This window comes from Streptosporangium sp. NPDC023825, assembly GCF_040639575.1.
Lineage (GTDB): Bacteria > Actinomycetota > Actinomycetes > Streptosporangiales > Streptosporangiaceae > Streptosporangium.
Genome location: NZ_JBFAAE010000009.1, coordinates 66,530 through 90,762, shown reverse-complemented (window position 1 = coordinate 90,762; position 24,233 = coordinate 66,530). Strand labels below are relative to the sequence as shown.

Sequence of the window (24,233 nt, the reverse complement as noted above, 5' to 3'; positions counted from 1 at the left end):
CCCGAGGGGCCGAGCTATCCGAAGATACCCCTTACAACACGGCCGGCGCGAATCGAATTCCCACCGGGCGCGCCGGAACCCCGAACGCCGAAACCCCGGGGACACCCGCGAATCGCGAGCGTCCCCGGGGTTGACCGGCAGGGTCGAGCCGGTCCTGACGGCAGGGCCTCCCCCGAGATGAAGCCCTGATCTCATCACAGCGACCGGGTCCGCAACCCCCCAAGCGGAGCCCGGTCACTTAGAAGGACGCAAACAAGACACTCCATGGTTGCTCAGGGTGAAAAGAATATTCCGCAGCGTCACAGCCCGGCGTGCAGCCCCTGGAAGAAGCGCCCGGCGACGGTCGCCCCCGCCGCGGCGTCCGGGCTCTGCGTCAGCACGGCGACGGCCACGTCCCCCTGCCACCCGACGAACCAGGAGAGCGGCTTGCGGTTCTGCATGACGGAGGCGGTGATGCCGTGAACGGGGTCACCGGGGGCCGCGGCGGTCCGCGCGGAGCCCCCGGTCACCCCGCTGCGCATGAAGGCGCGGAGGGTCTCGACCGTCTTGTCGTCCAGCTTGACCGGGTCGGGGACCTTCGTCGGCTTGGTGTCGGTCGTGGGGTCGGCCGTCTTGGGCTCGGTGACCAGGACCGGCGGGCGCCAGGTGCCGGAGGCGACGGCCCCCGCGACCAGCGCCATGGACAGCGGGCTGACCCGGACGTTCTGCCCGGTGATGGCCTTGGCCGTGGCCGCGTCGTTCTTCAGTGGCTTCCTGGAGTTCACCGAACCGCTGAACGACTTCAGCGGGAGGCTCCAGGGCACCCCGATGCCGAACTTCGCGGCGTCGGCCGTCAGCTCCGAGCCGTTGATCCTGCGGGCCAGCGAGGCGAGCGCGGTCACGCAGCCGGTGGCGAAACTGGCCTGCAGGCTCGGAGAGCCCCCCGCGGGCCCGCCCTCCTGGTGGAACGCCGCCCCCCCGACGGACCTGTCGGCCGGGCAGGCCACCTTCTGCTTGGGGTCGATCTTCGCCCTGAGCATGCCCTCGACGGTCATGATCGAGAACGTGGTCCCGGCGGGGAACCTCCCGGCGAGGGCGGGCCTGTCCTGGCTGTTGTACTGCTCGGTGCTCGACACCGCCAGGATGTCGCCGGTCGAGGCCTGGACCGCGACCAGCATGCCGGGAGTCCCGCCCAGCAGCGCACTGTCGGCCGCCTTCTGGTGGGAGCGGTCGAGCGTGGTCCGGACCGGCGAGGTGGCGCGGTCGGGCCGCCACTTCTTGAGCTCGGTCACCTTGAGCGTCTTGAGGTCGACGGTGATCACACGGGTGTCGGTCGAGCCGGTCAGATGTTCCTGGTAGGCCTTCTGCAGGCCGGCCCTGCCGACCGTGTCGCCGGCCCGCTGCGGGCCGCCGAGCTGCTGCTCGCTCTCCGCGGTGACGGCGGTGACGGTGCCGACGATCTGGGTGGGCGAGGCGGGGGCCACCGCCTGCTCCTGCGCGGACAGGGTGATGCCGGGGATCGCCTCCAGCTGCCCCTGCAGCTGCCGGAACTTCGTACGGCTGAAGGTGACCAGCGGCACCTGGAGGTTGGGCGGCGCGGAGCGGATCCGGCTCAGCAGGCGGTCCTGCGGGAAGCCGGTCATCTTGGAGAGCTTCTCGCAGAGCTCGTCCGCCTCGCCCTGCTTCAGGTTGGACGGCACCACGCTCGCCACGTGCAGGACGGCCTTCTCCTGCAGCGGGTCACCGTTGCGGTCGAGGATCGGCTGGCGGCCCTCGGGGGTGACCTTCACCGCGAACCGCTCACCCTCGCGCAGCTGGGGGTGCAGGACGCTGGGCGACCAGCGCACCCGCCACTGGCCGTCGACCAGGTGGAGCGGCAGCTTGCCCTCGTACTCCCACAGGGGATTGTTCTCCCCCAGGTCGACCTCGGCGTCGAAGTCGGCCTCGACCTCGTCCGCCGCGCGCCGCATGCTCTTGACGTTGAAGCGGAACGAGGCCGCGTCGAGCTGGAGCTTGGCGTCCTCCAGCGCCCGGCTGACCACCTTCTGGTCGCCGTCCGTGCGCCTGGCCGCGGCGGCGTAGTCGCCCGTCTGCCAGCCGATCAGGAAGTCGCGCACCGCCTCGTGGGCCGAGGGCTCCTCGAAGCACGCGGACAGCATGGGAGCCGTCGCCACCAGCGCGAGCGCGGCGGCGGCGGTTCGCCGGGCCCTGCCCCTCACGATCACCTGTTCCTGTGCCTGAGCGCGCGCGCCATCTCCCGCTTGGCCTGGTTCTCGGCCAGCGTCTGCCGCTTGTCCCAGTCTTTCTTTCCCTTGGCGAGGCCGATCTCTATCTTGGCCTTGCCGTCCTTGAAGTAGATGGCGAGCGGCACCAGGGTCAGGCCGCCCTCCTTGGTCTTGGAGACCAGCTTGTCGATCTCCTTGCGGTGCAGCAGGAGCTTGCGGGTGCGGCGCGCGGCGTGGTTGGTCCAGGTCCCCATGGTGTATTCGGGGATGTGGACGTTGATCAGCCAGGCCTCGCCGTCCTTGATGACGGCGTACCCGTCGAGGAGGGAGGCACGGCCGAGCCGCAGCGACTTGACCTCCGTGCCCTGGAGCACGAGACCAGCCTCGTAGGTGTCCTCGATGTGGTAGTCGTGCCAGGCACGCTTGTTCTGGGCGATTACCTTACGCCCGGTCTCACGTGGCATGCCTGGAGCCTACCGGTGACCGGAGCCACGGGCCGCGCCCGCGAGCGCGGGCGGGACCTGGATCGGCGCGCGGACGCGCCGCGCTCGCGGGACTGTCACAGCCGACGGGGCCACGGGATCGTCACACACGCAGGTAGCGGCGAAGGGTGACGAAGGAGGCCAGCACACAGATGAGCACGCCGAAGACCATGGTGACACTGATCACCGAGGCGACCGTCTCCCAGGACAGCTGGCTGTTGGGAGAGAGGTAGAGCTGCACCCCGTCGAAGAGGAAGACCTTGCTGACGATCAACAGCATCGCGGCCAGCACACCGCCGATCAGGCCGGCGATGACGCCCTCCATCACGAACGGGAGCTGGATGTAGAGGTTGGAGGCACCCACCAGCCGCATGATGCCGGTCTCCCGCCTGCGGTTGTACGCCGAGAGCCGGACCGTGTTGCCGATCAGCAGCGTGGCCGCGAAGACCAGGATGATCGCCACCACCAGGGCCGCCCAGCGGAGCTTCTCCAGCAGCCCGAAGAACTTCTCCAGGAGCTCCTTCTGGTTGACCACGTTGGAGACCCCCGGGGCGCCCTTGACCGCCTCGATCACCGGCCCGTACGCCTCGGGGTCCTTGAGCTTGACCCGCAGCGACTCGGGCATGTCCTCGACCTGGATGGCCGAGAGCAGCACGGTGTTGTTGGCGTTCTGGTCCCGGAAGTTCTTGTAGGCCTCGGTCGCGTTCTCCACGGTGACCGTCTCGACCTGGGACATGCCCTCGATGGTCGACTTCAGCTCGGCCTGCTCCTGGGCGTTCACGCCGCCGCTGCCCTTGCACTGCGGGAAGGGATCGTTCTTCTTGCACAGGAAGACCGAGACCTCGACCTTGTCCGCCCAGAAGTCCTTCATGCTGTTGATCTGGGAGTTGATCATCAGACCGACGCCCAGCAACGCCATGCCGATCGCCACGGTCACGATGACCGCGATGGTCATCGTGAGGTTGCGGCGGAGGCCGATCCAGACCTCGGAGAAGATGAAGTTTGCCCGCATGCTCTTCCTGTCGCTCTATCCGGTCCTGGTGTCAGTACGCCTGGCCGTACACGCCTCGCGACTGGTCACGGACGATCTTTCCGTCCTCCAGTTCCACCACCCGCTTGCGCATGGAGTCGACGATGGCCGCGTCGTGCGTGGCCATGACGACCGTGGTGCCGGTCCGGTTGATCCGGTCGAGCACCTTCATGATGCCGATGCTCGTCGCGGGGTCGATGTTTCCGGTCGGCTCGTCGGCCAGCAGGATCATCGGCCGGTTGACGAACGCCCGGGCCATCGCGACCCGCTGCTGCTCGCCACCGGACAACTCGTCGGGCATCCGGTGTGCCTTGCCCTCGAGGCCGACCAGCTCGACGACCTCCGGGACCACCTTACGGATGAAACGCCGGGGCTTGCCGATGACCTCCAGAGCGAACGCGACGTTTTCGTACACGTTCTTGTTCGGGAGCAGCCGGAAGTCCTGGAAGACACATCCGATCCGGCGGCGCAGGTGCGGGATCTTGAAGTTGGACAGTCGGGCGAGGTCCTTGCCGGCCACGTGGATCGCACCCGAGTTGGGGCGTTCCTCCTTCAGGACCAGCCGGAGAAAGGTCGACTTCCCGGACCCCGAGGGGCCGACGAGGAACACGAACTCGCCCTTGTCGACGTCGACGCTGACGTGGTCCAGCGCGGGCCGGTTCTGGTTCGCGTAGACCTTGGTGACATTATCAAAATGGATCACGGGCGCATCACGGCATGCCAGTCTAGGGGTTAGGACGGTCGCAGGAGTGGCAGAGGGCCACTTCCGCCTCTCGCCGGCCGGGGGGCGCCGGTCTTTTACTCTCGATCGACGTTCCGGTTGGCCGGAGCCCAGTCTAGGGGGAAGACTGGCATGGAAAGCCCATAACGGAAACAAAACGATTCGGCGCCCGGTAACGACCGCATAAAGTAGTTCTGACCTCGAAGAGGGAGGACGTCATGAGCTGTGAAGACCTGGTCTGCGCGGGGTGCGCTCACCCTGTGGCCGAAGGCCGCTGCCCCCGCTGCCGCGCGTACCGCGACCGGATGCACAACAACGGCTTCGGAGGCATGACCCCCGCGCTCCTGTCGCTGGTGCTCCTCGCGCTCTTCTTTCTCACCCTGGCCCTGAAGCACCTCAGCGGCGCCTGACCGCCCTCTTGGAGGGATCCCGGGCCCGCTGGCGGAGATCGCTTCACGGGCGCTCAGGGGCGCCCGTGAGCAGGCTCCTCGACGGGCCGGGGGAACAGGGACCCGGGGACGGGACGAAGGCGGCGGGAGGATCGGGAGAAGACGGTCTCCTCGCTCCTCGCCGGCCCCGGCCTCACGCGTTCGGCTCCCGGCTTCCGGGGACGGGAGAGAACGCCCTACCCGTCTCCCGGAGGCGAGAGGTCCCCCGGAGGCGAGGGCGGACGCCTCACTCGTCGGCGCCCGACTCCTGGCGGCGGGTCCAGCGGATCTCGGCCTCGATGAAGCTGTCCAGGTCGCCGTCGAGCACCCCGCTCGGATTGCCCTCCTCGGCGCCCGTCCGCAGGTCCTTGACGATCTGGTACGGGTGGAGCACGTAGTTGCGGATCTGGGTGCCCCACGACGTGGTCGACTCGCCCCGGATCTCGTTCAGCGCCGCCTTCTCCTCCTGACGCTTGCGCTCCAGCAGCTTGGCCTGCAGGACCGCCATCGCGGTCGCCTTGTTCTGCAGCTGCGAGCGCTCGTTCTGGCAGGAGACCACGATGCCGGTGGGCAGGTGGGTCAGGCGGACCGCGGAGTCGGTCGTGTTGACGCCCTGGCCGCCGGGGCCCGAGGAGCGGTAGACGTCGACGCGCAGGTCGTCCTCGTTGATGTCGATGTGGTCGGTCGTCTCCACGACCGGCACCACGTCGACGCCCGCGAAGGAGGTCTGGCGGCGCCCCTGGTTGTCGAACGGGCTGATGCGGACCAGGCGGTGGGTGCCGTGCTCGCCGCGGAGCGTGCCGTAGGCGTAGGGGGCCTTGACCGTGAAGGTCGTCGACTTGATCCCGGCCTCCTCCGCGTAGGAGGTCTCGTAGACGTCGGTCGGGTAGCCCTTGCGCTCGGCCCACCGCAGGTACATCCGCTGGAGCATCTGGGCCCAGTCGGCGGCGTCCACGCCACCCGCCTGGGACTGGATCGTGACGACCGCCTCGCGGGCGTCGTACTCGCCGGACAGGAGGGTGCGGACCTCCAGGGCGCCGATGTCGCTCTTCAGGGACTCCAGCTCGCGGTCGGCCTCCTCCCGCGTGTCGTCGTCCTCCTCGTCGGCCGCCAGCTCGTACAGGACGGAGAGGTCGTCCAGCCGCTGCCCCAGCGACTCGATCCTGTTGACCTCGCCCTGGAGGTAGGAGAGCCTGCTGGTGACCTTCTGGGCGCGATCCTGGTCGTTCCACAGATCGGGCGCGGCGGCCTGATCCTCCAGCTCCTCGATCTGCTTGCGCATCGCGCCGAGGTCGAGCACGTCCTGGATGCTGTTCAGCGTCCCGGTAAGCTCGTTGATCTGTTCTGCCGGATCGATGAGTGCCACGTCTGTAAAGGGTACGCGACCTCCGAACCCCATCGTGTACGGCGCGCTCCCCCACCATGGCTAGCATGGCCCGCATCGGGGGAGCATCGGGGAGCATCGGGAGGTGGACGTGCGCGAACACGGGCGACGGGGTGCGCTCGCACTCGCGCTGGCGTTGATCACCGTGACCGCCGCGACCGCGGCGTGCTCCGGTCCCGGCGAAGCCCCGCCGGAACGGAGCCCCTCGACCGGCGACGGTGTCACGCCGGCCACCTCCGCCGCGTCCGTCCCCTCGCCGCCCCCGGTCACGCTCGCCGAGGCGGCGAAGGCGCTGGCGGGCGTCGTGGGCGCCGACGGGGTGCTGGGAGCGGCGGTGCCGCACCTGGACGCCGACCGCAGGCTCATGCAGGAGCAGACCCGCGACGGGCAGAGAGCCCTCACCTCGGCGGCCTTCAACGGCTCCGCCGAGGCCCTCCCCCACTACACGTGGGGCACGCCCCGGCTGCTGGTCCCGCGCAACCAGCGGGGCCCGCTCTGGTTCGCCGCGATCGTGGACCGCGAGGAGCCCTCGGGCCGGGTCCGCACCGCCGTGCTGACCCTGATGCGGGACGACATGGAGGACTGGCAGGTCAGCTCGACCTCGCTGCTCGACGAGGGCGTCCGGCCCCCGGTGGTCGTCACGGACGCGGAGGGGTACGCGACGGCGCTGGGCGAGGAGGACGCGACGCTGGCCATCAGCCCGCGGCTGATGGCCCCGCTGCACGCGACCTCGGCCGAGGAGGGCGAGCGGGGGTTCGCGGCGGGACTGATCGAGGCGGGCCCGCACACCACCGGCTTCGCCGACGAGATCACGAGACGGCGGACGGACGGGAAGACGGACGACTGCCTGAGCTACGACTCGATCTTCGCCGCGAGCGAATACCCCGTGCACGCGCTGCGCACCGCCGACGGCGGCGCGCTCGTCCTCTACTCCCTGATCAGGACGACGACGCGGACGATCAAGATCACGCCGTGCGGGTCGGACATCCAGATACCGCCCGAGGCCCGGAGGCTGACGAAGGAGCGGTTCATCCCCAAGGAGCTGCGCACGGTGGAGACGCAGCTGTACGTGAGCACGGTCCCGGCCAAGAGCAGCGGCCGGCCGGCCAAGGTCATCGGCTATCTCGGCGGCCTCACCAAGGTGACCGTGGCGTAACCCGCACGCCGGACCCGCCCGGCCGTCCTTCCCCGCCGCGCTGCCTTTCCCGCGACCGGAACCGCCGCACCGCCCCTTTCGCGGCCGGACCCGCCGCGCCGGGGACGTGGCGCGCGGCCGGGCCCGGTGAGGGGCCCGGCCGCGTGCCGGGCGGGTCAGGCGTCGGCGTGCGGGAGGTTGATGGTGGCCACCAGCGTGCGGATCGCGCGCAGTGCCACCGACAGCGTCGCGAGGTCGAAGTTGTCGCTCTCCCAGATCTCCGACAGGGTCTGCCGCGCCCGCGAGACCGCCGCCGAGTTGGCCTCGGTCCAGCGCGCCAGGCGCTCCTCGGGGGACAGCCCGGGCGTGCTGTGCGTCAGGACGTTGTGGGTGAGCGCGGCGTGCGCGGCGTAGAGGTCGTCGCGAAGCGCGGCCCGCGCCATGGAGTTCCAGCGGCTGTCCCTGGGCAGCGCGACGACGCGCTCGCGCAGCCTGGAGAGCTGGAGCCGGTCGGCGAGGTCGAAGTAGACCTCGGCGACGTCGTGCACGGGACGGCCGGTGCGCCAGGCCACCTCGACCAGGTCGAACGTGGAGTAGGCGGGCACCATGGCGGCGACCCGCTCGGCCAGCTCGGACGGGACGCCCCGGGAGACGAAACCGTCGCGCCGCTCCTCGAACGCGGACAGGTCGGACCCGGTCAGCAGCTTGGGCAGGTGCGGCAGCAGGCCGTTCATGCCCTTGGCGAAGAAGCCGACGGTGGAGGCCAGGTCGAGCGGCGGGCGCCGGTTGCCCAGCAGCCAGCGGGTGCCCCGCTCGACGAGCTTGCGGGCCTCCAGCTCCATCGCGATCTGGGTGGAGGTGTCGACCTTGTTGTCCAGCTCCTCGATCTGGCGCCAGAGGCTGGGCATGTCGAAGACCTCCCGCGTGACCAGGTAGGCGCGGGCGATGTCGGGGGTGGACGCTCCGCTCTCCTCGCCGAGGCGGAACATGAAGGTGGTCCCGCTGGAGTTGACCAGGTCGTTCACCACGCCGGTGGTGATGATCTCCTTGCGGAGCGGGTGGGTGTCCATGTAGGCGCGGAGCCCGGGGTCGCGCAGCGCCGACGGGAAGTAGGACACCAGCCAGGACTCCAGGTAGGGGTCGTCGGGCAGGTCGGAGGCGAGGATCTCGGCGTCGGCCACCAGCTTGGTGTAGGCGAGCAGCACCGAGAACTCCGGCGCGGTCAGCCCGAGCCGTGCCTGGCGGCGCTCGGCGAGCATCTTGTCCGACGGCAGGAACTCCAGCTGCCGGTTGAGCAGCCCGGCCCGCTCCAGCCTGCGCAGCTGGCGCGAGTGGATGTGCAGCATCTCGGGAGCCTGCTCGCGGGCGGCGGCCAGCACCACGTTCTGGTCGTAGTTGTCGCGCAGGACCAGCCCGGCCACCTCGTCGGTCATGTCGAGGAAGAGCTGGTTGCGCTGCTTGTCGGTGAGCCTCCCGTCGCGGACGGCCCGGTCCAGCAGGATCTTGATGTTGACCTCGTGGTCGGAGGTGTCCACCCCGGCGGAGTTGTCGATGAAGTCGGTGTTGACCAGGCCGCCGTTGAGCGCGAACTCTATCCGGGCGAGCTGGGTGAAGCCCAGGTTGCCGCCCTCGCCGATCACCTTGCAGCGCAGTTCGGCGGCGGTGACCCGCAGGCCGTCGTTGGCCTTGTCGCCGACGTCGGCGTTGGACTCGCTCGACGCCCTGACGTAGGTGCCGATGCCGCCGTTCCACAGCAGGTCGACCGGGGCCCGCAGGATGGCGCTGATCAGGTCGCCGGGGGCCAGCGACGTCACGTCGCCGTCGATGCCGAGCGCGGCGCGCATCTGCGCGGAGACGGGGACCGACTTGGCCGTACGGGGCCAGACGCCGCCCCCCTTCGAGATGAGCGAGGCGTCGTAGTCCTCCCAGGAGCTGCGGGGCAGCGCGAACAGCCTGGCGCGCTCGGCGTAGCTCCTGGCGACGTCCGGCTGGGGGTCGACGAAGATGTGCCGGTGGTCGAACGCCGCGACCAGCCGGATGTGCTGGGAGAGCAGCATGCCGTTACCGAACACGTCACCGGACATGTCGCCGACTCCGACCACGGTGAAGTCGGTGCTCTGGATGTCGACGCCGGTCGTGCGGAAGTGGTACTTGACCGACTCCCAGGCGCCCCTGGCGGTGATGCCCATGGCCTTGTGGTCGTAGCCGATCGAGCCGCCGGAGGCGAAGGCGTCGCCCAGCCAGAAGCCGTACTCCTTGGCCACCGCGTTGGCGATGTCGGAGAACGTGGCGGTGCCCTTGTCGGCGGCGACCACCAGGTAGGTGTCGTCACCGTCGTGCCTGACGACGTCGGCGGGCGGGACCACCTCGCCGTCGACGAGGTTGTCGGTGAGGTCGAGCAGGCCGGAGATGAACATCCGGTAGCAGGCGATGCCCTCGACCAGGGTGTCCTCCCGCGACCCTGACTTTGGCGGATTTTTTACGACAAAGCCGCCCTTGGAGCCGGTGGGAACGATGACGGTGTTTTTCACCATCTGGGCCTTCACCAGGCCGAGCACCTCCGTACGGAAGTCCTCCATCCGGTCCGACCAGCGCAGCCCGCCCCGCGCGACCTTGCCGAAGCGCAGGTGCACGCCCTCGACCCGGGGCGAGTAGACGAACACCTCGAACTTGGGCCGGGGCAGCGGCAGTACGCTGATCGACGGCGAGTCGAGCTTCAGGCTGACGTACGGCTTGCGCTCGCCGTCGACCCGCTGGAAGTAGTTGGTCCGCAGGGTGGCGCGGATCATCTCCAGGTAGGCCCGCAGGATCCGGTCCTCGTCCAGCGAGGCCACGTCGTCCAGGGCGGCGAGGATCTCCTCGTGCAGCGCGTCGGACAGGTCGGAGCGGACCTCTGCCGGGCGCCGGGGGTTGAGCCTGGCCTCGAACAGGCGCACCAGCAGCCGGGCGAGCCGCACGTTGCCCATCAGCACCCGCTCGATGTACTCCTGGCTGAACGTGGTGCCCGCCTGGCGCAGATACTTGGCGTAGACGCGCAGGATCTCGGCCTGCTCCCAGGTCAGCCCGGCGGCCAGGACGAGCCCGTTGAACCCGTCGCTCTCCACCCGCCCGGCCCACAGGGCGCCGAACGCGTCCTGGAAGAGCCGTTTGAACTCGTCCCTGTCGACCTCGGGCGAGGGCGTGTAGCGCAGGCCGAAGTCGTAGATCCAGGCGTCCTTGGTCGCCGGGTCGTTGTCGCGGTCGATCTCGTACGGCCGCTCGTCGACCACCTCCACGCCCATCCGCTGGAGCAGCGGAAGCACGCGCGACAGGGAGACGGGCGCGCCGAGGCGGTAGAGCTTGAAGCGGCGCTCGCCCTCCGAGGCGTCGTGCGGCTCGTAGAGGTTCATCCCGATCTCGTCGGAGGAGGAGGCCAGCACCTCCAGGCGGCGCAGGTCGGCGACCGCCATCCGGGCGGGGAAGTCGGCCTTGTAGCCCTCGGGGAACGCCGTGGCGTAGCGGCGGATGAGCTTGGGCGCCTCTTCCTCGGGGCTCAGCTCGGTGATCGCGGAGGCCAGGTCGTCCTCCCAGGACCTGGTGGCGGCGGCCAGCCTCGCCTCCAGCTCCTCGACGTTCACCGCGTCGGCGCGCAGCGGCCTGCCGCGCTCGCCGCGCACCACCACGTGCAGCCTGGCGAGGGCCGACTCGCCGATCATCGCGCTGTAGTCGAAGGAGGTGCCGCCGAGCGCCTTGAGCAGGATCTCCTGCATCTGGATTCGGATCTTGGTGGTGTAGCGGTCGCGCGGGAGGTAGACCAGGCACGAGACGTAGCGGCCGTAGTCGTCCGGGCGCAGGAAGAGCTTCACCTGCTTGCGCTCGCGGAGCCTGAGCACGCCGAGGGCGATCGGCAGCAGCTGGTCCACGGAGGTCTGGAAGAGCTCGTCGCGGGGGAAGGTCTCCAGGATCTCGATGAGGTCCCCGCCGTCGTGGCTGTCGGCGGTCAGCCCGGCGAGCGCCATCACCTCGGCCAGCTTCCGCCTGAGCACCGGGACGCGAGAGATCGACTCGCTGTAGGCGACGTGGGTGAAGAGGCCGAGGAAACGCCGCTCGCCCACGACCTCGCCCGAGGCGTCGAAGAGCTTGACGCCCACGTAGTCGAGGTAGGCGGGGCGGTGGACGGTGGCCCGGGTGTTGGCCTTGGTGATGATCAGCATCTGCTGCTTCTCGCGGGCCTTGGCGCGCAGCTCCGGGGGGAGCGCGGCGAAGCTGCCGGAGTCGGCGCTGTCGTTGCGGAGGATGCCCAGCCCGGTCCCGGGCATCGGGTGCAGCCTGTCGCCCTCCTCGCCCTCCTCCAGGCGGTACTCGCGGTAGCCGAGGAAGGTGAAGTGCCCGTCGGCCAGCCAGCGCAGCAGCTCCAGGCTGTCCTCCACCCCGGCGGGATCGAGGGGCGGCGGGTTGGCCGAGACGTCCTCGGCGGTCCGCAGGGCGAGGGCCCGCATCTTGACGAAGTCCTCGACGGCGCCGCGCACGTCCTCCAGGACGCGCTGCAGGTCGGTCTCGATCGCCTTGAGCACGGCCGGGTCGGCCTGCCTGTCGATCTCGAAGTGCATCCAGGACTCGGCCAGCACCTGCCCGGTGACGTCCTCCTCGCCGGCCCCGAGCAGCTTGCCCGTCATGTCCCTGCGCACCCGCATCTGCGGGTGGACGACCAGGTGGGTGCCGATGTCGTGCCGGTCGAGCTCCATCGTCACCGAGTCGACGAGGAAGGGCATGTCGTCGGTGACGATCTCCACGACGGAGAACCCGGAATCCCAGCCGTGCTCCTCCGCGGTGGGAGTGTAGGCCCGCACCAGGGCGCGGCCCTGAGGACGCCTCTCGGCGAGCCGGCGCTGGGCCATCGCCGGGCCGTACACGTCCGTCAGGTCGCGGCCGAGCAGGTCCTCCGGGGCGACATGCCGGTAGTAGAGCCGCAGGAAGGCGAGCGCCTCCTCCACGCTCACGTGATCGCCGCCCGGTGTGTGCGCGCACGTCTCCGCGGCACTCCTCAGCAGCTCGTCCTTGGCCTCGTCGAGCGGCATGTCGCTCTCACTCCTTTGTGAGGGGTTGTGCATAGGTGAACGGGAATCCATGGCGAAAGTCATGATTTCCGGAGAAATGTTGCCCAGCGGAGCGGAAGTGATGTCGCGCACACCCGCCGGGATGCGGTGCCCCCGCCCGGCCACCGGCTCCGCTCCCGGGATATCCGGGCCCGGGACGCCCGCCGCGGGGCGGTCGTCTCGTCACGGATGATCGGGATCTCGGCCAGGCGCCACGGCTCGTCATGGGAGCCGCGGTCTCTCGCCGCTGCCGGCGGGGAACGGAAGGGCTCCTGGTCGGAGACGGCGGGTTCTCCCTGCGAGGTGGCGGTAGGGCAATCATCCCACAGGGTCGCCTTGGAACGGCTACGGCGCCGCCGGGCGAGTCCGACCTCGCTCCGGGCGCCTCGCCCGGCGGGCGGGGCCGGTCGGCCCGCACTCCGCCCATCGGGCATGGCCCGTGGCACGACACCTCCAGTGGTCGTCTGTCCCGATCCTCGTTGACCGGTTCACACCACCGCTTCTGATATCACCCCAAAACCGACTAAACGTCAATGTGACGTCCGATCATCGTCCAGGGCATTGGAGCGGTCCCGTTTGAGCCCGTCGAGGAATCCGGGAACCTCACTGAGTTCCCGGAGCTCGACCTGGCACTCCTCGCACGTCATGAGGTGACGTTGGAACACCTCGTGATCCTCTTCGTCGAGAACCCCGAGCGCGTACGCCGCCACGTCATGATGCGGGGAGGGGACCATCAGCTCGCGACACCTCTCTCCTTCAGGACCTTTCGGAGAGCCCGGATCCCGTAGTAGAGCCGGGACTTGACCGTACCCGGCGGTATCCCGAGGATTTCCGCCGCTTCGTTAATCGTACGGTCCCGTAGGTAAGTCTGCTCGATGACTTCGCGGTGTTCTGGGGACAGTTCTCGCAACGCCTCGGCGACGATCATCGCCTCCAGCGCGCGATCGGCCCCGTCGGGAACGGGCACAGCGTTCGCGTCGGCGGGTTCGACCTCCTGTGGTCTGGTCCCTCGCCTGCGACGACCGTCGATGACGATACGCCGGGCGACGGTCAGGAGCCAGGCCCACAAAAGACCGGGCTCTCGTTGCAACCTTCCTGCGTTGCGCCAGGCTCGGACGAGCGTCTCCTGGACGACGTCCTCCGCCCATTGCAGATCGTTACCGGTGGCCTTACGCACGTGGCGGAGCAGGGGTGCACCGAACTCCCGGTACAGATCTTCTACCAAGAGGACATCGGTGTCCGCGCTCTCGAACCGACTGTCGAGTTGACGCACGGGCACATCTTTACACCTTCGTTATGAGTCCCGTCTGCAACTCTGGCAACTCCAGTCATTTCTAACTATCTCATCACTTCTTCTGAACCACCCCGGGCGACACCGCGTACCTCCCACCAAGTGCGCCCGCACCGGCGGGCCTCGGGGAAAGGAAACGACATGGCAGTGCGGCACATTCCGTGGCCGGTCGGAGCTGTCCTCCTCACGCACCCGGTCCCCCACGGGCCGGGCGGCACGTTCGCCACCACGCCGGGCGCCGAGAAGGCCCTGGTAGCGGCCAGTCTCTGAGAGCGGAACCGGGCCCATGTTCAGATCACTGTTCCGCCGCTTCAAGAACGGCGAGCCCCTGCTGTTCGGGGCCTTCATCGCGATCGCCGCCGTGGCGGTCGTCCTGATCACCCCGCCCGGCGGCGGGGCGGCCGCGCAGGGCTGGGTCCAGACCCCGCAGGGGCCGCTGGGCGCGGCCGACCGCGACCTGCTGGTCAAGGTCCGGCTGGCCGGTCTCTGGGAGATTCCCAGCGGTCAGCAGGCCCAGCAGAAGGCCGCGAGCAAGCGGGTGAAGGAGGTCGGCATGCACCTGATGACCGACCACCTCAAGCTCGACGAGGAGGTCCGCGCCCTCGCGGCGAAGCTGAACGTGCCGCTGCCCGACCAGCCCAACGCCGACCAGCAGGGCTGGATGGCGCAGCTGGCGGCGGTGAAGCCGGGCGCCGAGTACGACCTCCTGTTCGCCCAGTTGCTGCGGGCGGCCCACGGAAAGGTCTTCGTGACGGTCGCCGGCGTACGGTCCGGCACCCGAAACGACCTGGTCAGAACATTCGCCCAGCGGGCGGTCGAGGTGGTCATGAAGCACATGACCCTGCTGGAGAGCACGGGGCTGGTCGAGTACTCGGAACTTCCCGAGCCTCCGATGCCCTCCCCGCCGCCGCCCGTCTCCGCTCTCGACACACCTGTGAGGAGAGAAAACGCTTGAAAATCATGAAACGCTCGCTCGTCTCCCTGTCTGCGCTGGCGCTGGCCGCCGGCACGCTCACCACCGTCACCTTCACCGTGGCGGCCACGGCCCCCGCCTACGGTGACCACTGCGACCCCGCCGAGCAGGGCCAGAACCAGCAGAACCAGCGCAGCCAGCAGGACCAGAACCAGAACCGGCAGGACCAGGACCAGCAGGACCAGCAAGGCCAGAACCAAGACCAGCAGAACCAGCAGGACCAGGCACCTCCCGCGCAGGACGCTCCCGCGCAGGACCAGCCAGCGCAGGACCAGCCGGCGCAGGACCAGAACCAGCAGGACCAGCCCGCCGACGCGCCTCTCGCGGGCGGAAGCCTGATCCAGGCGTCTCCCACGGAGCCGCCCGCCCCCGACGAGCCGGCCGGCCAGCAGCAGGCCCCGGACCAGGAGAACGCCGACCAGCAGGCCCCGGACCAGGAGAACGCCGACAACGGCAACGCCCGCCGCAGGCCCACCCAGGCGCCCTCGCAGAACCCCACCAACACTCCGCCGACCGACGCCCCGGACAACCCGCCCGCGGAGACGCCGGCTCCCGGCGAGACCCCCGCTCCCCCGCAGGACGACGAGGAGGCCGAGTGCGCCGACCTCGGGCCGTTCCCCGAGGACTTCATCGACATCCGGCAGGTCCCGCGTGACTTCCAGGAGGTCCGTACGCGGCGCGGCGGCTCCGCCGGCCTCTTCACCTCCCGGTGCGGCACGAACAGGAACGGCCACCGCAACTCCGACAACTTCATCGTGGCCCCCGGCGTGACCAACGGCGCCCACCACGTCCACGACTACGTCGGCAACCTGTCGACCGACGGGTTCTCCACGGACCAGTCCCTGGCCGCAGCGGGCACCACGTGCGCGTTCAACGACCGCTCGGTCTACTTCTGGCCGGTCCTTCGCGACCGTACGAGTGACGCCAACGCCGACGACCCGGACGGCAACGTCGGCACCATCATGCAGGCGCGCCAGGTGAACCTGCAGTTCCGCGGGAACCCGGTCTCCAGGGTGAGCCCGATGCCGCGCTTCATCAGGATGATCACCGGTGACGCCAAGGCCGCCACCAACGGCGGCGCGAACGCCCTCGCCAAGTGGAGCTGCACCGGCTTCACCAACCGGATCACCACCAAGTACCCGCTCTGCCCCCGCGGCAGCCAGCTCGTCCGGATCCTGGACTTCCCCAGCTGCTGGGACGGCCGGAACACCGACAGCGCCAACCACCGCACGCACGTGCTGTTCCCCGACGCGAACGGCGCCTGCCCGTCCGGCACCAGGGCCATCCCGCAGCTGCGGATGACCCTGGTCTACTCCACGCCGCGCACGCCGTCCTTCGCGCTGGACGCCTTCCCCGAGCAACGGCACAACCCCGTCACCGACCACGCCGACTTCGCCAACCTGATGCCCGACCGGCTCATGAGGTTCGCGGTCGACTGCATCAACAGGAACCGTCGCTGCTGACGGCTTCCCCTCGAGACCGCCGCCCCCCGTCTTCGCGCCTCTTCCACACCCCGCGGAGACGGGGGGCGGCATCTCGCGATATCAGAGTCCATCACCCTCGGACGCGGACGTCCGAGCCGCTTCGCAGACAGGAGCCATAGGTGGGTAACAGACGGACTCCGAGACACACCCGGGCCGAAGCCGGGATGAGTCTCGACCAGAGGCCCGCCAGGATCGGCCTCGGCGTCACGATCACGATCTCCGTGGTCGGCCTCCTCATGCTCGGGCGGACAGCGCCCGGCATGGAGGTGGCAGCCGCCGTCCGTGGCGTCTTCTCGTTCTTCTCGGGCGTGATCGCCCTCGTTTCGCTCACCGCGACCGTGGCACTCGGCCTGCTCTCCGCCGACCGGATCGTGCTGCCGGTCCTGGGCAGGATCCGTTCGCAGCTCGCCCACCGGGCCGCCGCCATGCTCGGCATGGGCTTCCTCGCCATTCACGTCATCATGAAGATCATCGAAAGCAGGACCTCTCTCGCCTCCGTCGTGGTCCCGCTGGGCGCGAGCGGCCAGAGCCTGTACGTCGGCTTCGGCGCCATCGCCTCCGACCTGATGATCCTTGTCTTCCTCACCGGGGTCGCCCGGGCCAGGTTCGCGGAGAACCGCAGGCCGTGGCTCTGGCGCATGCTGCACGGCTCTGCCTACCTGGCGTGGCCGATGGCGGTCCTGCACGGGCTGACCGCGGGCCGCGCACCCGCGGAGTGGGTGACCTGGAGTTACGTGGTCTGCCTGGTCGCGGTGGGAGCCGCCCTGCTGATCAGGGTGATCTCCGAGCTGCAGCCCCAGCCGATCGTCGTGCGCGAGGAGATGCCGGTGGAGGTGCCCGTCGCCGCCGACCTGACGCCGCCCACGAGCCTCACCCCGCCCACGAGCATCGTCGGCCGCATCCCGCGCATCGTCCGTGAGGACCCGTCGGAGCTTCGTCGCATCGGAGATGTCGGATGATTCCCTACCGCGTTCCCCCCGTCCGCCAGTTAGGCCCTGCCCGGCTGACCGCCGGGCTCGAGGACTGCCGCAGGATGGACCTCGCCGAACACCGCGACATGCACGGCACGGCCCCGGGCATGTCGGGCGAGAAGCTGGCGGCGCTCGCCGACGAGGTGGACATGCGCGGGCGGGGCGGGGCCGCGTTCCCCTTCGCCCGCAAGGTCCGCGCGGTGATGGACAAGAAGGCGGACAAGATCGTCCTGGTCAACGCGGCCGAGGGCGAGCCCGCGAGCAGCAAGGACACGATGCTGCTCACCAGGACCCCCCACCTGGTGATCGAGGGCGCGCTGCTCGCGGCGGGCGCGATCGGCGCCAAGCAGGTCGTGATCGCGACCGTCGAGGGCGGCATGGGCCAGGCGTCCGTGGCCGCCGCGGTCGAGGAGCGGGGCATCAGCGGCCAGGTCCGGGTGGTCGGCATCGTCGAGAGGTTCATCTCCGGCGAGGGCGGCGCGCTGGTCCGTTCGGTGAACGGCCTGGTCGGGGAGCCGCCGGGCCGCAAGGTCAGGGCCGTGGAGAGCGGCGTGAACGGGCTGCCCACCCTGCTGTCCAACGCCGAGACCTACGCCCAGCTCGCGGTCCTCGCGACCCTGGGCGCGGAGCGGTACGCCGACGTCGGCACGGCGCGCGAGCCGGGGACGGTCCTGCTCACGGTGGGGGGCTCCGCCAAGGCCCCGGCCGTGGTCGAGGTCGCGACCGGCACTCCGCTGTACGCCGTCCTGGACGCCTGCCAGGCCTCCACCGGCGACGGGGTGTTGGTCGGCGGCTACCACGGCGCGTGGCTGCACGCGGACGCGGCGGCCGTGGCGACCGTCTCCCGCCAGGGCATCGCGGAGGCGGGCGGCCAGCTCGGCGCCGGGATCATCGTGCCGCTCGGCGGGGAGACCTGCCCGCTGGGCGAGACGGTCAGGGTCGCGAAGTACCTGGCCGCCCAGTCGTCGGGGCAGTGCGGTCCCTGCCGTCTGGGACTCCCGGACGTCGCGCAGTCGATGGCCGAGCTCGTGAACGGGTCGGCCTCCGCCCTGGACGAGCTGCGGAGCAGGGCCGCGAGCGTCAGGGGCAGGGGCGCGTGCTTCCACCCCGACGGAACGTCCAGGTTCGTGCTGTCGGCGCTGGACGCCTTCCCCGAGGACATCGAGGAACACCTGCTGCGCGGCAGCTGCGGGCGCCCGGTGCTCGGCGTGCTCCCCCTGCCCCCGCAGGAGAACGAGCCCGAGGTGAAGCTCACCGTGGACTGGACCCGCTGCCAGGGCCACGGCCTGTGCGCCCAGCTCGCCCCCGACCTCGTCCACCTCGACGAGCACGGCTACCCGGTGTTCGGCCGCGACACCGTGCCCGCCCAGTTCCGGCGGATGGCCCGCAGGGCCGTCGAGATGTGCCCGGCCCTCGCGCTGCGCGTGGCACAGGGGGTGTGAGGCCCTCTCCGCGTCTCTCGCCGGGCCCTCGCCGCTCCAGGGGTAACGAACTGCTCGGTTTCTCATCGGCGTTCGTCAGTCCTTGTCGTGCCTCTTCTGCCTGGCGGGGGGACGGCGCGTCAGGCGTAGCGGTGATCGGCGGGCCACAGCAGGGCAGGGGCCGATCATGATGGCCGCGGGAACCCTTCGGAGAGTTTGGAAGGGTTGTACGGAGTGCGCCAGGCGATGTCGCGGCGGACGGATGCCTTTTCGCCGATCAGGTAGTCATCGATCATGATTCCCTCGGTAGGTTTCTGGTCAACGGCTCACCACAGGGGGGAGAGTTGATGCGGGTTCATCAGGCCTACCGCTACGCCCTGGACCCCACCCCCGAGCACGCGCGGCTGCTCGCCTCGCACTGCGGGGCGGCGCGGTTCGCGTTCAACTGGGGCCTGGCTCGCGTCAAGGCCGCGATGGACCAGCGTGCGGCCGAGCGGTCCTACGGCGTTGCGGAAGCGGTGCTGACCGAGGTGCCGTGGTCGCTGTACTCCTTGCGACGCACCTGGAACGCCGCCAAGGACACCGCCGCCCCGTGGTGGGTGGACAACTCCAAAGAGGCCTACAACACCGGCCTGGACGGCGTCACCCGGGCGTTGAAGAACTGGGCCGCCTCCCGCAAGGGTGCACGAGCGGGTAAGAAGATCGGGTTCCCCCGGTTCAAGGCCAAGCACCGCGCCACCGGATCGTGCCGGTTCACCACCGGCACCATCCGGGTGGAGGCCGATCGCCGTCATGTGACGCTGCCCCGGCTGGGCACCATCCGCACCCACGAGTCCACCCGCAAGCTTGCCCGCCACCTGGAGCGCGGGACAGGGCGCATCCTGTCGGCCAGCGTCCGGCGCGAGGGGGGCTGCTGGTTCGTGGCGTTCACCTGCGAGATCGACCGCGCCGAACGAGTCGTGGCCAAGCCGGACGCTGTCGTCGGCGTCGATCTCGGCGTGAAGAACCTCGCGGTGCTGTCCACCGGAGAGGTCATCGCCAACCCCAAACATCACCGCTCGGCGCTCAAACGGCTGCGCCGGCTGAACAAGCAGCTGGCCCGCCGCGTCGGCCCCCGCACCCCGGACGGCGGCCGGCGGCAGGCATCGGCGCGCTGGGCCAAGGCCAAGACGGCGCTCGCCAAGGCGCATGCCCGCGTCGCCCACCAGCGGCGTGACGGTCTGCACCAGCTCACCACCCGGTTGGCAGCCACCTATGGCACGGTGGTGGTCGAGGACCTGAACGTGTCCGGGATGCTCGCCAACCGCACCCTCGCCCGCGCGGTCGCCGATGCCGGGATGGCCGAGGTGCAGCGGCAGCTGTCCTACAAAACCGCATGGAGCGGCGGGCGGCTTGTAGTGGCCGACCGCTGGTTTCCCTCCAGCAAGACGTGTTCGGGATGTGGCGCGGTGAAAGCCAAACTCGCCCTGTCCGAGCGTGAGTACACCTGCGCCGGGTGCGGCCTGGTCCTGGATCGGGATCTCAATGCCGCACGTAATCTGGCCGCGCTCGCGGCCGGCGTCGCCCAGAGTCGCGGGGAGACGGTAAACGCCCGTGGAGGAGCGGTAAGACCCGGCGTCCGCGCCGGGCTCGCCCCGGTGAAACGGGAACTCCCGCCAGGGAGAACGCTGCCCCGCCAACGCGGCAGCTCGCTGGTGCTCACAGAGAAACACTGAGAATCAGCGAACGGAGTAACGACATGCGGACCCCTCCGGACAGGCGGGCATTCCTTCGGACCGGCGGCCTGGCCGCCCTCGCGCTGGGTGCCCAGGGCACACCCGCCCTGGGCGCCGCCGGCACGACCGGCCACGACGCCACCGGTGTCACCGGCGCGACCGGCCGGGGCACCGCGAGCGCGCCGCGGCCCGCCGACTGGCGGGCGCTGGCCGGCGGGCTGGAGGGCAGGCTCGTCCGGCCGGGCGACGCCGCGTACGACAGCGCCAGGAAGCTGTTCAACCCCGCCTTCGACGCGGTCCGGCCCTCGGGGGTGGCCTACTGCGCCAACCCCTCCGACGTCGCCGAGTGCGTCGCCTTCGCGCGCCGGCTGAAGCTGCCGCTGGCCGTACGGTCCGGCGGCCACTCCTACGCGGGCTGGTCCACCGGGACCGGCCTGGTCCTGGACGTCTCCCCGATGGGCAAGGTGAGCCACGCCTCGGGGCGGGCGACCGTCGGCGCGGGCGCCAAGCTGATCGACGTCTACGACAGGCTGGCCGCGAGCGGGGTCAGCATCCCCGCCGGAACCTGCGCCACGGTCGGGGTGAGCGGGCTGGCCCTGGGCGGCGGGATCGGCGTGGTCTCCAGGAAGTACGGCCTGACCTGCGACGTGATGGAGTCGGTCCAGATCGTCACGGCCGACGGGCGGCTGCTGACCTGCGACGCGAACCACAACGCCGACCTGTACTGGGCCTCGCGGGGCGGCGGCGGGGGCAACCTCGGCGTGGCGGTCTCCTTCGGGTTCCGCACCCACCCCGCCCGCGAGGTCACGGTGTTCTTCCTGCACTGGCCGTGGTCGAGGGCGGTCAGGGCGCTGCGCGCCTGGCAGGCGTGGGGGCCCTCGGCCCCCGACGCCATGTGGTCGGGCATGCACCTGAGCCGCGACGGCGGGACGGACGTGGAGGTCGTCGGGCTCTACCTCGGCGGCAGGGCCGGTTGCGAGCGGCTGCTCGACCGGCTGGCCGACGCGGCCGGGTCGCCGTCGTCGAGCTCCGTCCGGCAGACCTCCTACCGCCAGGCCATGCTGACCATGGCGGGCTGCGGCTCTCTCTCGGTCGCCCAGTGCCACCTGGGCGGCTCCCTGCCGGGGCAGACCCGGGGCGGGCGGCTGTCCAGGGACACCTTCAGGGCCAAGTCGCACATGGCTTACCGCCCGCTGTCCGAGGCCGGTGCCAGGGCCCTGGTCGCCCAGGTCGCCCGGCCCGGCGAGCACACCGTGCTGCTGGACGCCCTCGGCGGCGCCGTCGCCAGGGTCCGCCCCGACGCCACGGCCTTCCCGCACCGGGCCGCCCTCTACAGCGTGCAGTACTACGCCCACCGCTCCGGAGCGGCCGGCTGGGCCAGGACCGCGCACGCGGCGATGCGGCCCCACTTCGGCGACCACGCGTACGTCAACTACGTCGACCCGGAGCTCGGCGGCTGGCGCGCGGCCTACTACGGGGACAACGCCGCCAGGCTCGCCCGGATCAAGGCCGCCCGCGATCCCGGCCGCCTGTTCCGCCTCCCCCAGGGGATCTGACCCCGCAGGCGGCGGGCCGCCGGGGTCCGCGGGACGCCGTTCCCCGGGACGCCATTTCCCGGGACGGCGGTCCCAGGGCGCCGTTTCCCGGCGGTTCCCGGGACGCCGTTCCCCGGCGCTCCCCGGGACGCCGTTCCCCGGCGGTTCCCGGGACGGCTTTTCCCGGGACGGCCGCCTCGGGCCCGGCGCCGTGGGACGCCGGGCCACGAGGGGTCAGTGCCGCGTGACGTCGGCTCCCGGGGCGAAGTGGGACAGGACCTCGGGGTTGGCCATGGCGTCGAGGTTGGCGGCCTTCTCTGGGGCGACCCCGAGGAGGATCTTGCGGACGGGGACCTCCAGCTTCTTGCCGCTGAGGGTCCGGGGAATGCCCGGGACCTCGATGATCTCGTTCGGCACGTGGCGCGGGGAGAGACCTTCCCGCAGTTCCCGGCGCAGGCGCGCGACGAGGTCGTCGTCCAGGGTCGCCCCCTCGGCCATGGTGACGTACAGCAGCAGGCGGCCCTCCTGCCCGAGCTGGCCGGTGTCGATCACCAGGCTGTCGGCGATCTCCTCGAAGCGCTCCACCACGCGGTAGAACTCGCTGGTGCCCATCCGGACGCCGCCCCGGTTCAGGGTCGAGTCGGAGCGGCCGTAGATCACGCAGCCGCCGTCGGGAAGGATCTTGATCCAGTCGCCGTGCCGCCAGACACCGGGATACTCGGAGAAGTAACTGTCGCGGTAGCGGGACCCGTCGGGGTCGTTCCAGAACATCACCGGCATCGACGGCATCGGCAGGGTCAGCACCAGTTCGCCCACCTCGCCGACCACCGGCGCGCCTGACGGGTCGAAGGACTCGACCCTCGCGCCCAGGCAGCGGCACGGGATCACCCCCGCCCGGACCGGGAGCAGCGGCACGGCGCCCACGAAACCGGTGCACACGTCGGTGCCGCCGGAGAACGAGCCGAGCTGGACCTCCGGCAGCGCGTCGTGCACCCAGGCGAACCCCTCCGGCGGCAGCGGCGAGCCGGTGGACCCGAGTCCCCGCAGCCGGTCGAGGCCGGACGGCTCGAGACCGGCCTTCATGGACGCGATCACGTACGGAGCCCCCGTGCCGAAGTAGGTGACCCCCTCCTCGGCGGCCAGCCGCCAGAGCGCGCCGGTCTCCGGGTAGGTCGCCGCCCCGTCGTGGAGCACCACCGTCGAGCCGACCAGCAGGCCGCCGACGAGGTAGTTCCACATCATCCAGCCGGTAGTGGTGTACCAGAAGAAGACGTCGTCCTCGCCCAGGTCCTGGTGGAAGGAGAGCGCCTTGAGGTGTTCCAGCACCACGCCGCCGTGACCGTGCACGATCGGTTTGGGCAGCCCGGTGGTGCCCGAGGAGTAGACGATCCAGAGCGGGTGCCCGAACGGCACCGGCTCGAAGGCGAGCGGCTCCGCGACGGCGCGCACCTCCGCCCAGCTCACCGTACGGACCCCGTCACCGGTCACGGCCGCGTCCTCAGGCTCAGGGGCGTCCGCCGCGCCGGGGGTGTCCGCGCCGGGCGCGTCCCGGGCCGGGACGCGGACCCGCGCCACCAGGGTCGGCAGCTTGGCGGCGATGTCCCGGACGACCTCGCTCCGGTCGAAGCGCCTGCCGTTGTAGCCGTAGCCGTCGACCGCGACGAGCACCTTCGGCTCGATCTGGGTGAAACGGTCGATCACGCTGGGTGCGCCGAAGTCGGGCGAGCAGGAGGACCAGATGGCGCCCAGGGACGCGGTCGCCAGGAAGGCGATCAGCGCCTCGGGGACGTTCGGCACGTAGGCCGCGACCCGGTCGCCCTTCCCGACGCCCAGCGCGGCCAGCCCGGTGCGGACCCGCGCCACCTCCTCGGCCAGCTCTCCCAGGGTGAGCGTCCCGCGCCCGCCCGCCTCGTCGCGGGAGACCACCGCGAGCCGCCCGGGGTCGGCGGCGGCCCGGCGCAGCGCGTTGGCCGCGTAGTTCAGCGTCGACCCGGCGAACCACTCGGTGCCGGGCATCTCCCCCGACATGACGGGCCCGTCACCGCGTTCTCCCACCACCTCGAAGTAGTCCCAGATCGACGTCCAGAACTCCTCCGGGGCGTCGACCGACCACTGCCACAGGGACTCGTAGTCACCGGCCCTGTCACCGGCCCTGCCCAGCCACTCCGCGTAACGGGTGACCTTGGCGTTCCTCACGATCTCCGGGGACGGCTCCCAGAGCGGCGCACCTTCCTCAACCATGTCCCCATCCTCTCGGCGCCCCACCCGAATGTCATCCCCCGTGGCCACACACCCTCCGGCCCTCCCGTGTGGGACGGCCACGTACGCTCCCCTCGCCGGGAACGAGCGGCGGCCTGCCGCGTACATGAAACCCGGCCGGACAT

17 protein-coding genes are annotated in these 24,233 nt (G+C 70.5%); 8 read left to right on the top strand and 9 right to left on the bottom strand.

Going from position 1 to position 24,233, the window contains the following annotated elements; translation table 11 throughout:
- Window positions 1-299: 299 nt before the first annotated feature.
- From AB0G15_RS11255 to ftsE, 4 genes are all read right to left on the bottom strand, one after another.
- The gene (locus tag AB0G15_RS11255) at window positions 300-2,198 is read right to left on the bottom strand and encodes a penicillin-binding transpeptidase domain-containing protein (RefSeq protein ID WP_362837609.1); all 1,899 of its coding nucleotides are present in this window, start codon (window positions 2,196-2,198) and stop codon (window positions 300-302) included.
- A 2-nt stretch (window positions 2,199-2,200) separates the two neighbouring features.
- Window positions 2,201-2,668 carry an SsrA-binding protein SmpB gene (smpB, locus tag AB0G15_RS11250; RefSeq protein ID WP_362679364.1) on the bottom strand — a complete coding sequence of 156 codons (468 nt, stop codon included), beginning with the start codon at window positions 2,666-2,668 and terminating at the stop codon, window positions 2,201-2,203.
- Window positions 2,669-2,789: 121 nt separating this feature from the next.
- The gene (ftsX, locus tag AB0G15_RS11245; protein ID WP_362679361.1) at window positions 2,790-3,698 is read right to left on the bottom strand and encodes a permease-like cell division protein FtsX; all 909 of its coding nucleotides are present in this window, start codon (window positions 3,696-3,698) and stop codon (window positions 2,790-2,792) included.
- Between the two features lie 31 nt (window positions 3,699-3,729).
- The gene (gene ftsE, locus AB0G15_RS11240; RefSeq protein WP_012888192.1) at window positions 3,730-4,419 is read right to left on the bottom strand and encodes a cell division ATP-binding protein FtsE; all 690 of its coding nucleotides are present in this window, start codon (window positions 4,417-4,419) and stop codon (window positions 3,730-3,732) included.
- Window positions 4,420-4,655: 236 nt separating this feature from the next.
- Here ftsE and AB0G15_RS11235 point away from each other — a divergent pair, with 236 nt between their 5' ends.
- A complete protein-coding gene (locus AB0G15_RS11235) occupies window positions 4,656-4,847 on the top strand; it encodes a hypothetical protein (protein WP_362837607.1) in 192 nt (63 codons plus the stop codon).
- A gap of 265 nt (window positions 4,848-5,112) precedes the next feature.
- On the opposite strand, the gene prfB is transcribed toward AB0G15_RS11235, so the two are convergent.
- Entirely contained in the window at window positions 5,113-6,231 is a 1,119-nt protein-coding gene (prfB, locus tag AB0G15_RS11230; protein WP_362837605.1) for a peptide chain release factor 2, read from the bottom strand.
- A 103-nt stretch (window positions 6,232-6,334) separates the two neighbouring features.
- Between prfB and AB0G15_RS11225 the strand changes: the two genes are divergently transcribed.
- Window positions 6,335-7,405, top strand: coding sequence for a hypothetical protein (locus AB0G15_RS11225; RefSeq protein WP_362837603.1), 1,071 nt, complete (start codon window positions 6,335-6,337; stop codon window positions 7,403-7,405).
- 155 nt (window positions 7,406-7,560) lie between these two features.
- On the opposite strand, the gene AB0G15_RS11220 is transcribed toward AB0G15_RS11225, so the two are convergent.
- The 3 genes from AB0G15_RS11220 to AB0G15_RS11210 form a co-directional block, all read right to left on the bottom strand.
- Window positions 7,561-12,441, bottom strand: a complete 4,881-nt coding sequence (locus AB0G15_RS11220; RefSeq protein ID WP_362837601.1) for an NAD-glutamate dehydrogenase — start codon at window positions 12,439-12,441, stop codon at window positions 7,561-7,563.
- A gap of 548 nt (window positions 12,442-12,989) precedes the next feature.
- Entirely contained in the window at window positions 12,990-13,193 is a 204-nt protein-coding gene (locus AB0G15_RS11215) for a zf-HC2 domain-containing protein (protein ID WP_362837599.1), read from the bottom strand.
- Window positions 13,193-13,732 (bottom strand): sigma-70 family RNA polymerase sigma factor, encoded by a 540-nt coding sequence (locus tag AB0G15_RS11210; RefSeq protein ID WP_362837597.1) that lies wholly within the window; start codon window positions 13,730-13,732, stop codon window positions 13,193-13,195. The genes AB0G15_RS11215 and AB0G15_RS11210 overlap by 1 nt, the downstream gene beginning before the upstream one ends.
- A 304-nt stretch (window positions 13,733-14,036) precedes the next feature.
- Between AB0G15_RS11210 and AB0G15_RS11205 the strand changes: the two genes are divergently transcribed.
- The 6 genes from AB0G15_RS11205 to AB0G15_RS11180 all read left to right on the top strand — a co-directional run bounded on the left by AB0G15_RS11205 (window position 14,037) and on the right by AB0G15_RS11180 (window position 21,870).
- On the top strand, window positions 14,037-14,705 hold the full coding sequence (locus AB0G15_RS11205; RefSeq protein ID WP_362837595.1) for a DUF4142 domain-containing protein: 669 nt from the start codon (window positions 14,037-14,039) through the stop codon (window positions 14,703-14,705).
- A gap of 5 nt (window positions 14,706-14,710) precedes the next feature.
- Window positions 14,711-16,186 carry a DUF1996 domain-containing protein gene (locus AB0G15_RS11200; RefSeq protein WP_362837787.1) on the top strand — a complete coding sequence of 492 codons (1,476 nt, stop codon included), beginning with the start codon at window positions 14,711-14,713 and terminating at the stop codon, window positions 16,184-16,186.
- 185 nt (window positions 16,187-16,371) lie between these two features.
- Complete coding sequence (locus AB0G15_RS11195) at window positions 16,372-17,166, top strand: hypothetical protein (protein WP_362837593.1); 795 nt, start codon at window positions 16,372-16,374, stop codon at window positions 17,164-17,166.
- A complete protein-coding gene (locus AB0G15_RS11190; protein WP_362837591.1) occupies window positions 17,163-18,620 on the top strand; it encodes an NADH-ubiquinone oxidoreductase-F iron-sulfur binding region domain-containing protein in 1,458 nt (485 codons plus the stop codon). Before AB0G15_RS11195 ends, AB0G15_RS11190 begins: the two co-directional genes overlap by 4 nt.
- 326 nt (window positions 18,621-18,946) lie before the next feature.
- Entirely contained in the window at window positions 18,947-20,314 is a 1,368-nt protein-coding gene (gene tnpB, locus AB0G15_RS11185) for an IS607 family element RNA-guided endonuclease TnpB (RefSeq protein WP_362837589.1), read from the top strand.
- Window positions 20,315-20,337: 23 nt separating this feature from the next.
- A complete protein-coding gene (locus tag AB0G15_RS11180) occupies window positions 20,338-21,870 on the top strand; it encodes an FAD-binding oxidoreductase (protein WP_362837587.1) in 1,533 nt (510 codons plus the stop codon).
- 213 nt (window positions 21,871-22,083) lie between these two features.
- On the opposite strand, the gene AB0G15_RS11175 is transcribed toward AB0G15_RS11180, so the two are convergent.
- A complete protein-coding gene (locus AB0G15_RS11175) occupies window positions 22,084-24,090 on the bottom strand; it encodes an acetoacetate--CoA ligase (protein WP_362837585.1) in 2,007 nt (668 codons plus the stop codon).
- Window positions 24,091-24,233: the final 143 nt, after the last annotated feature.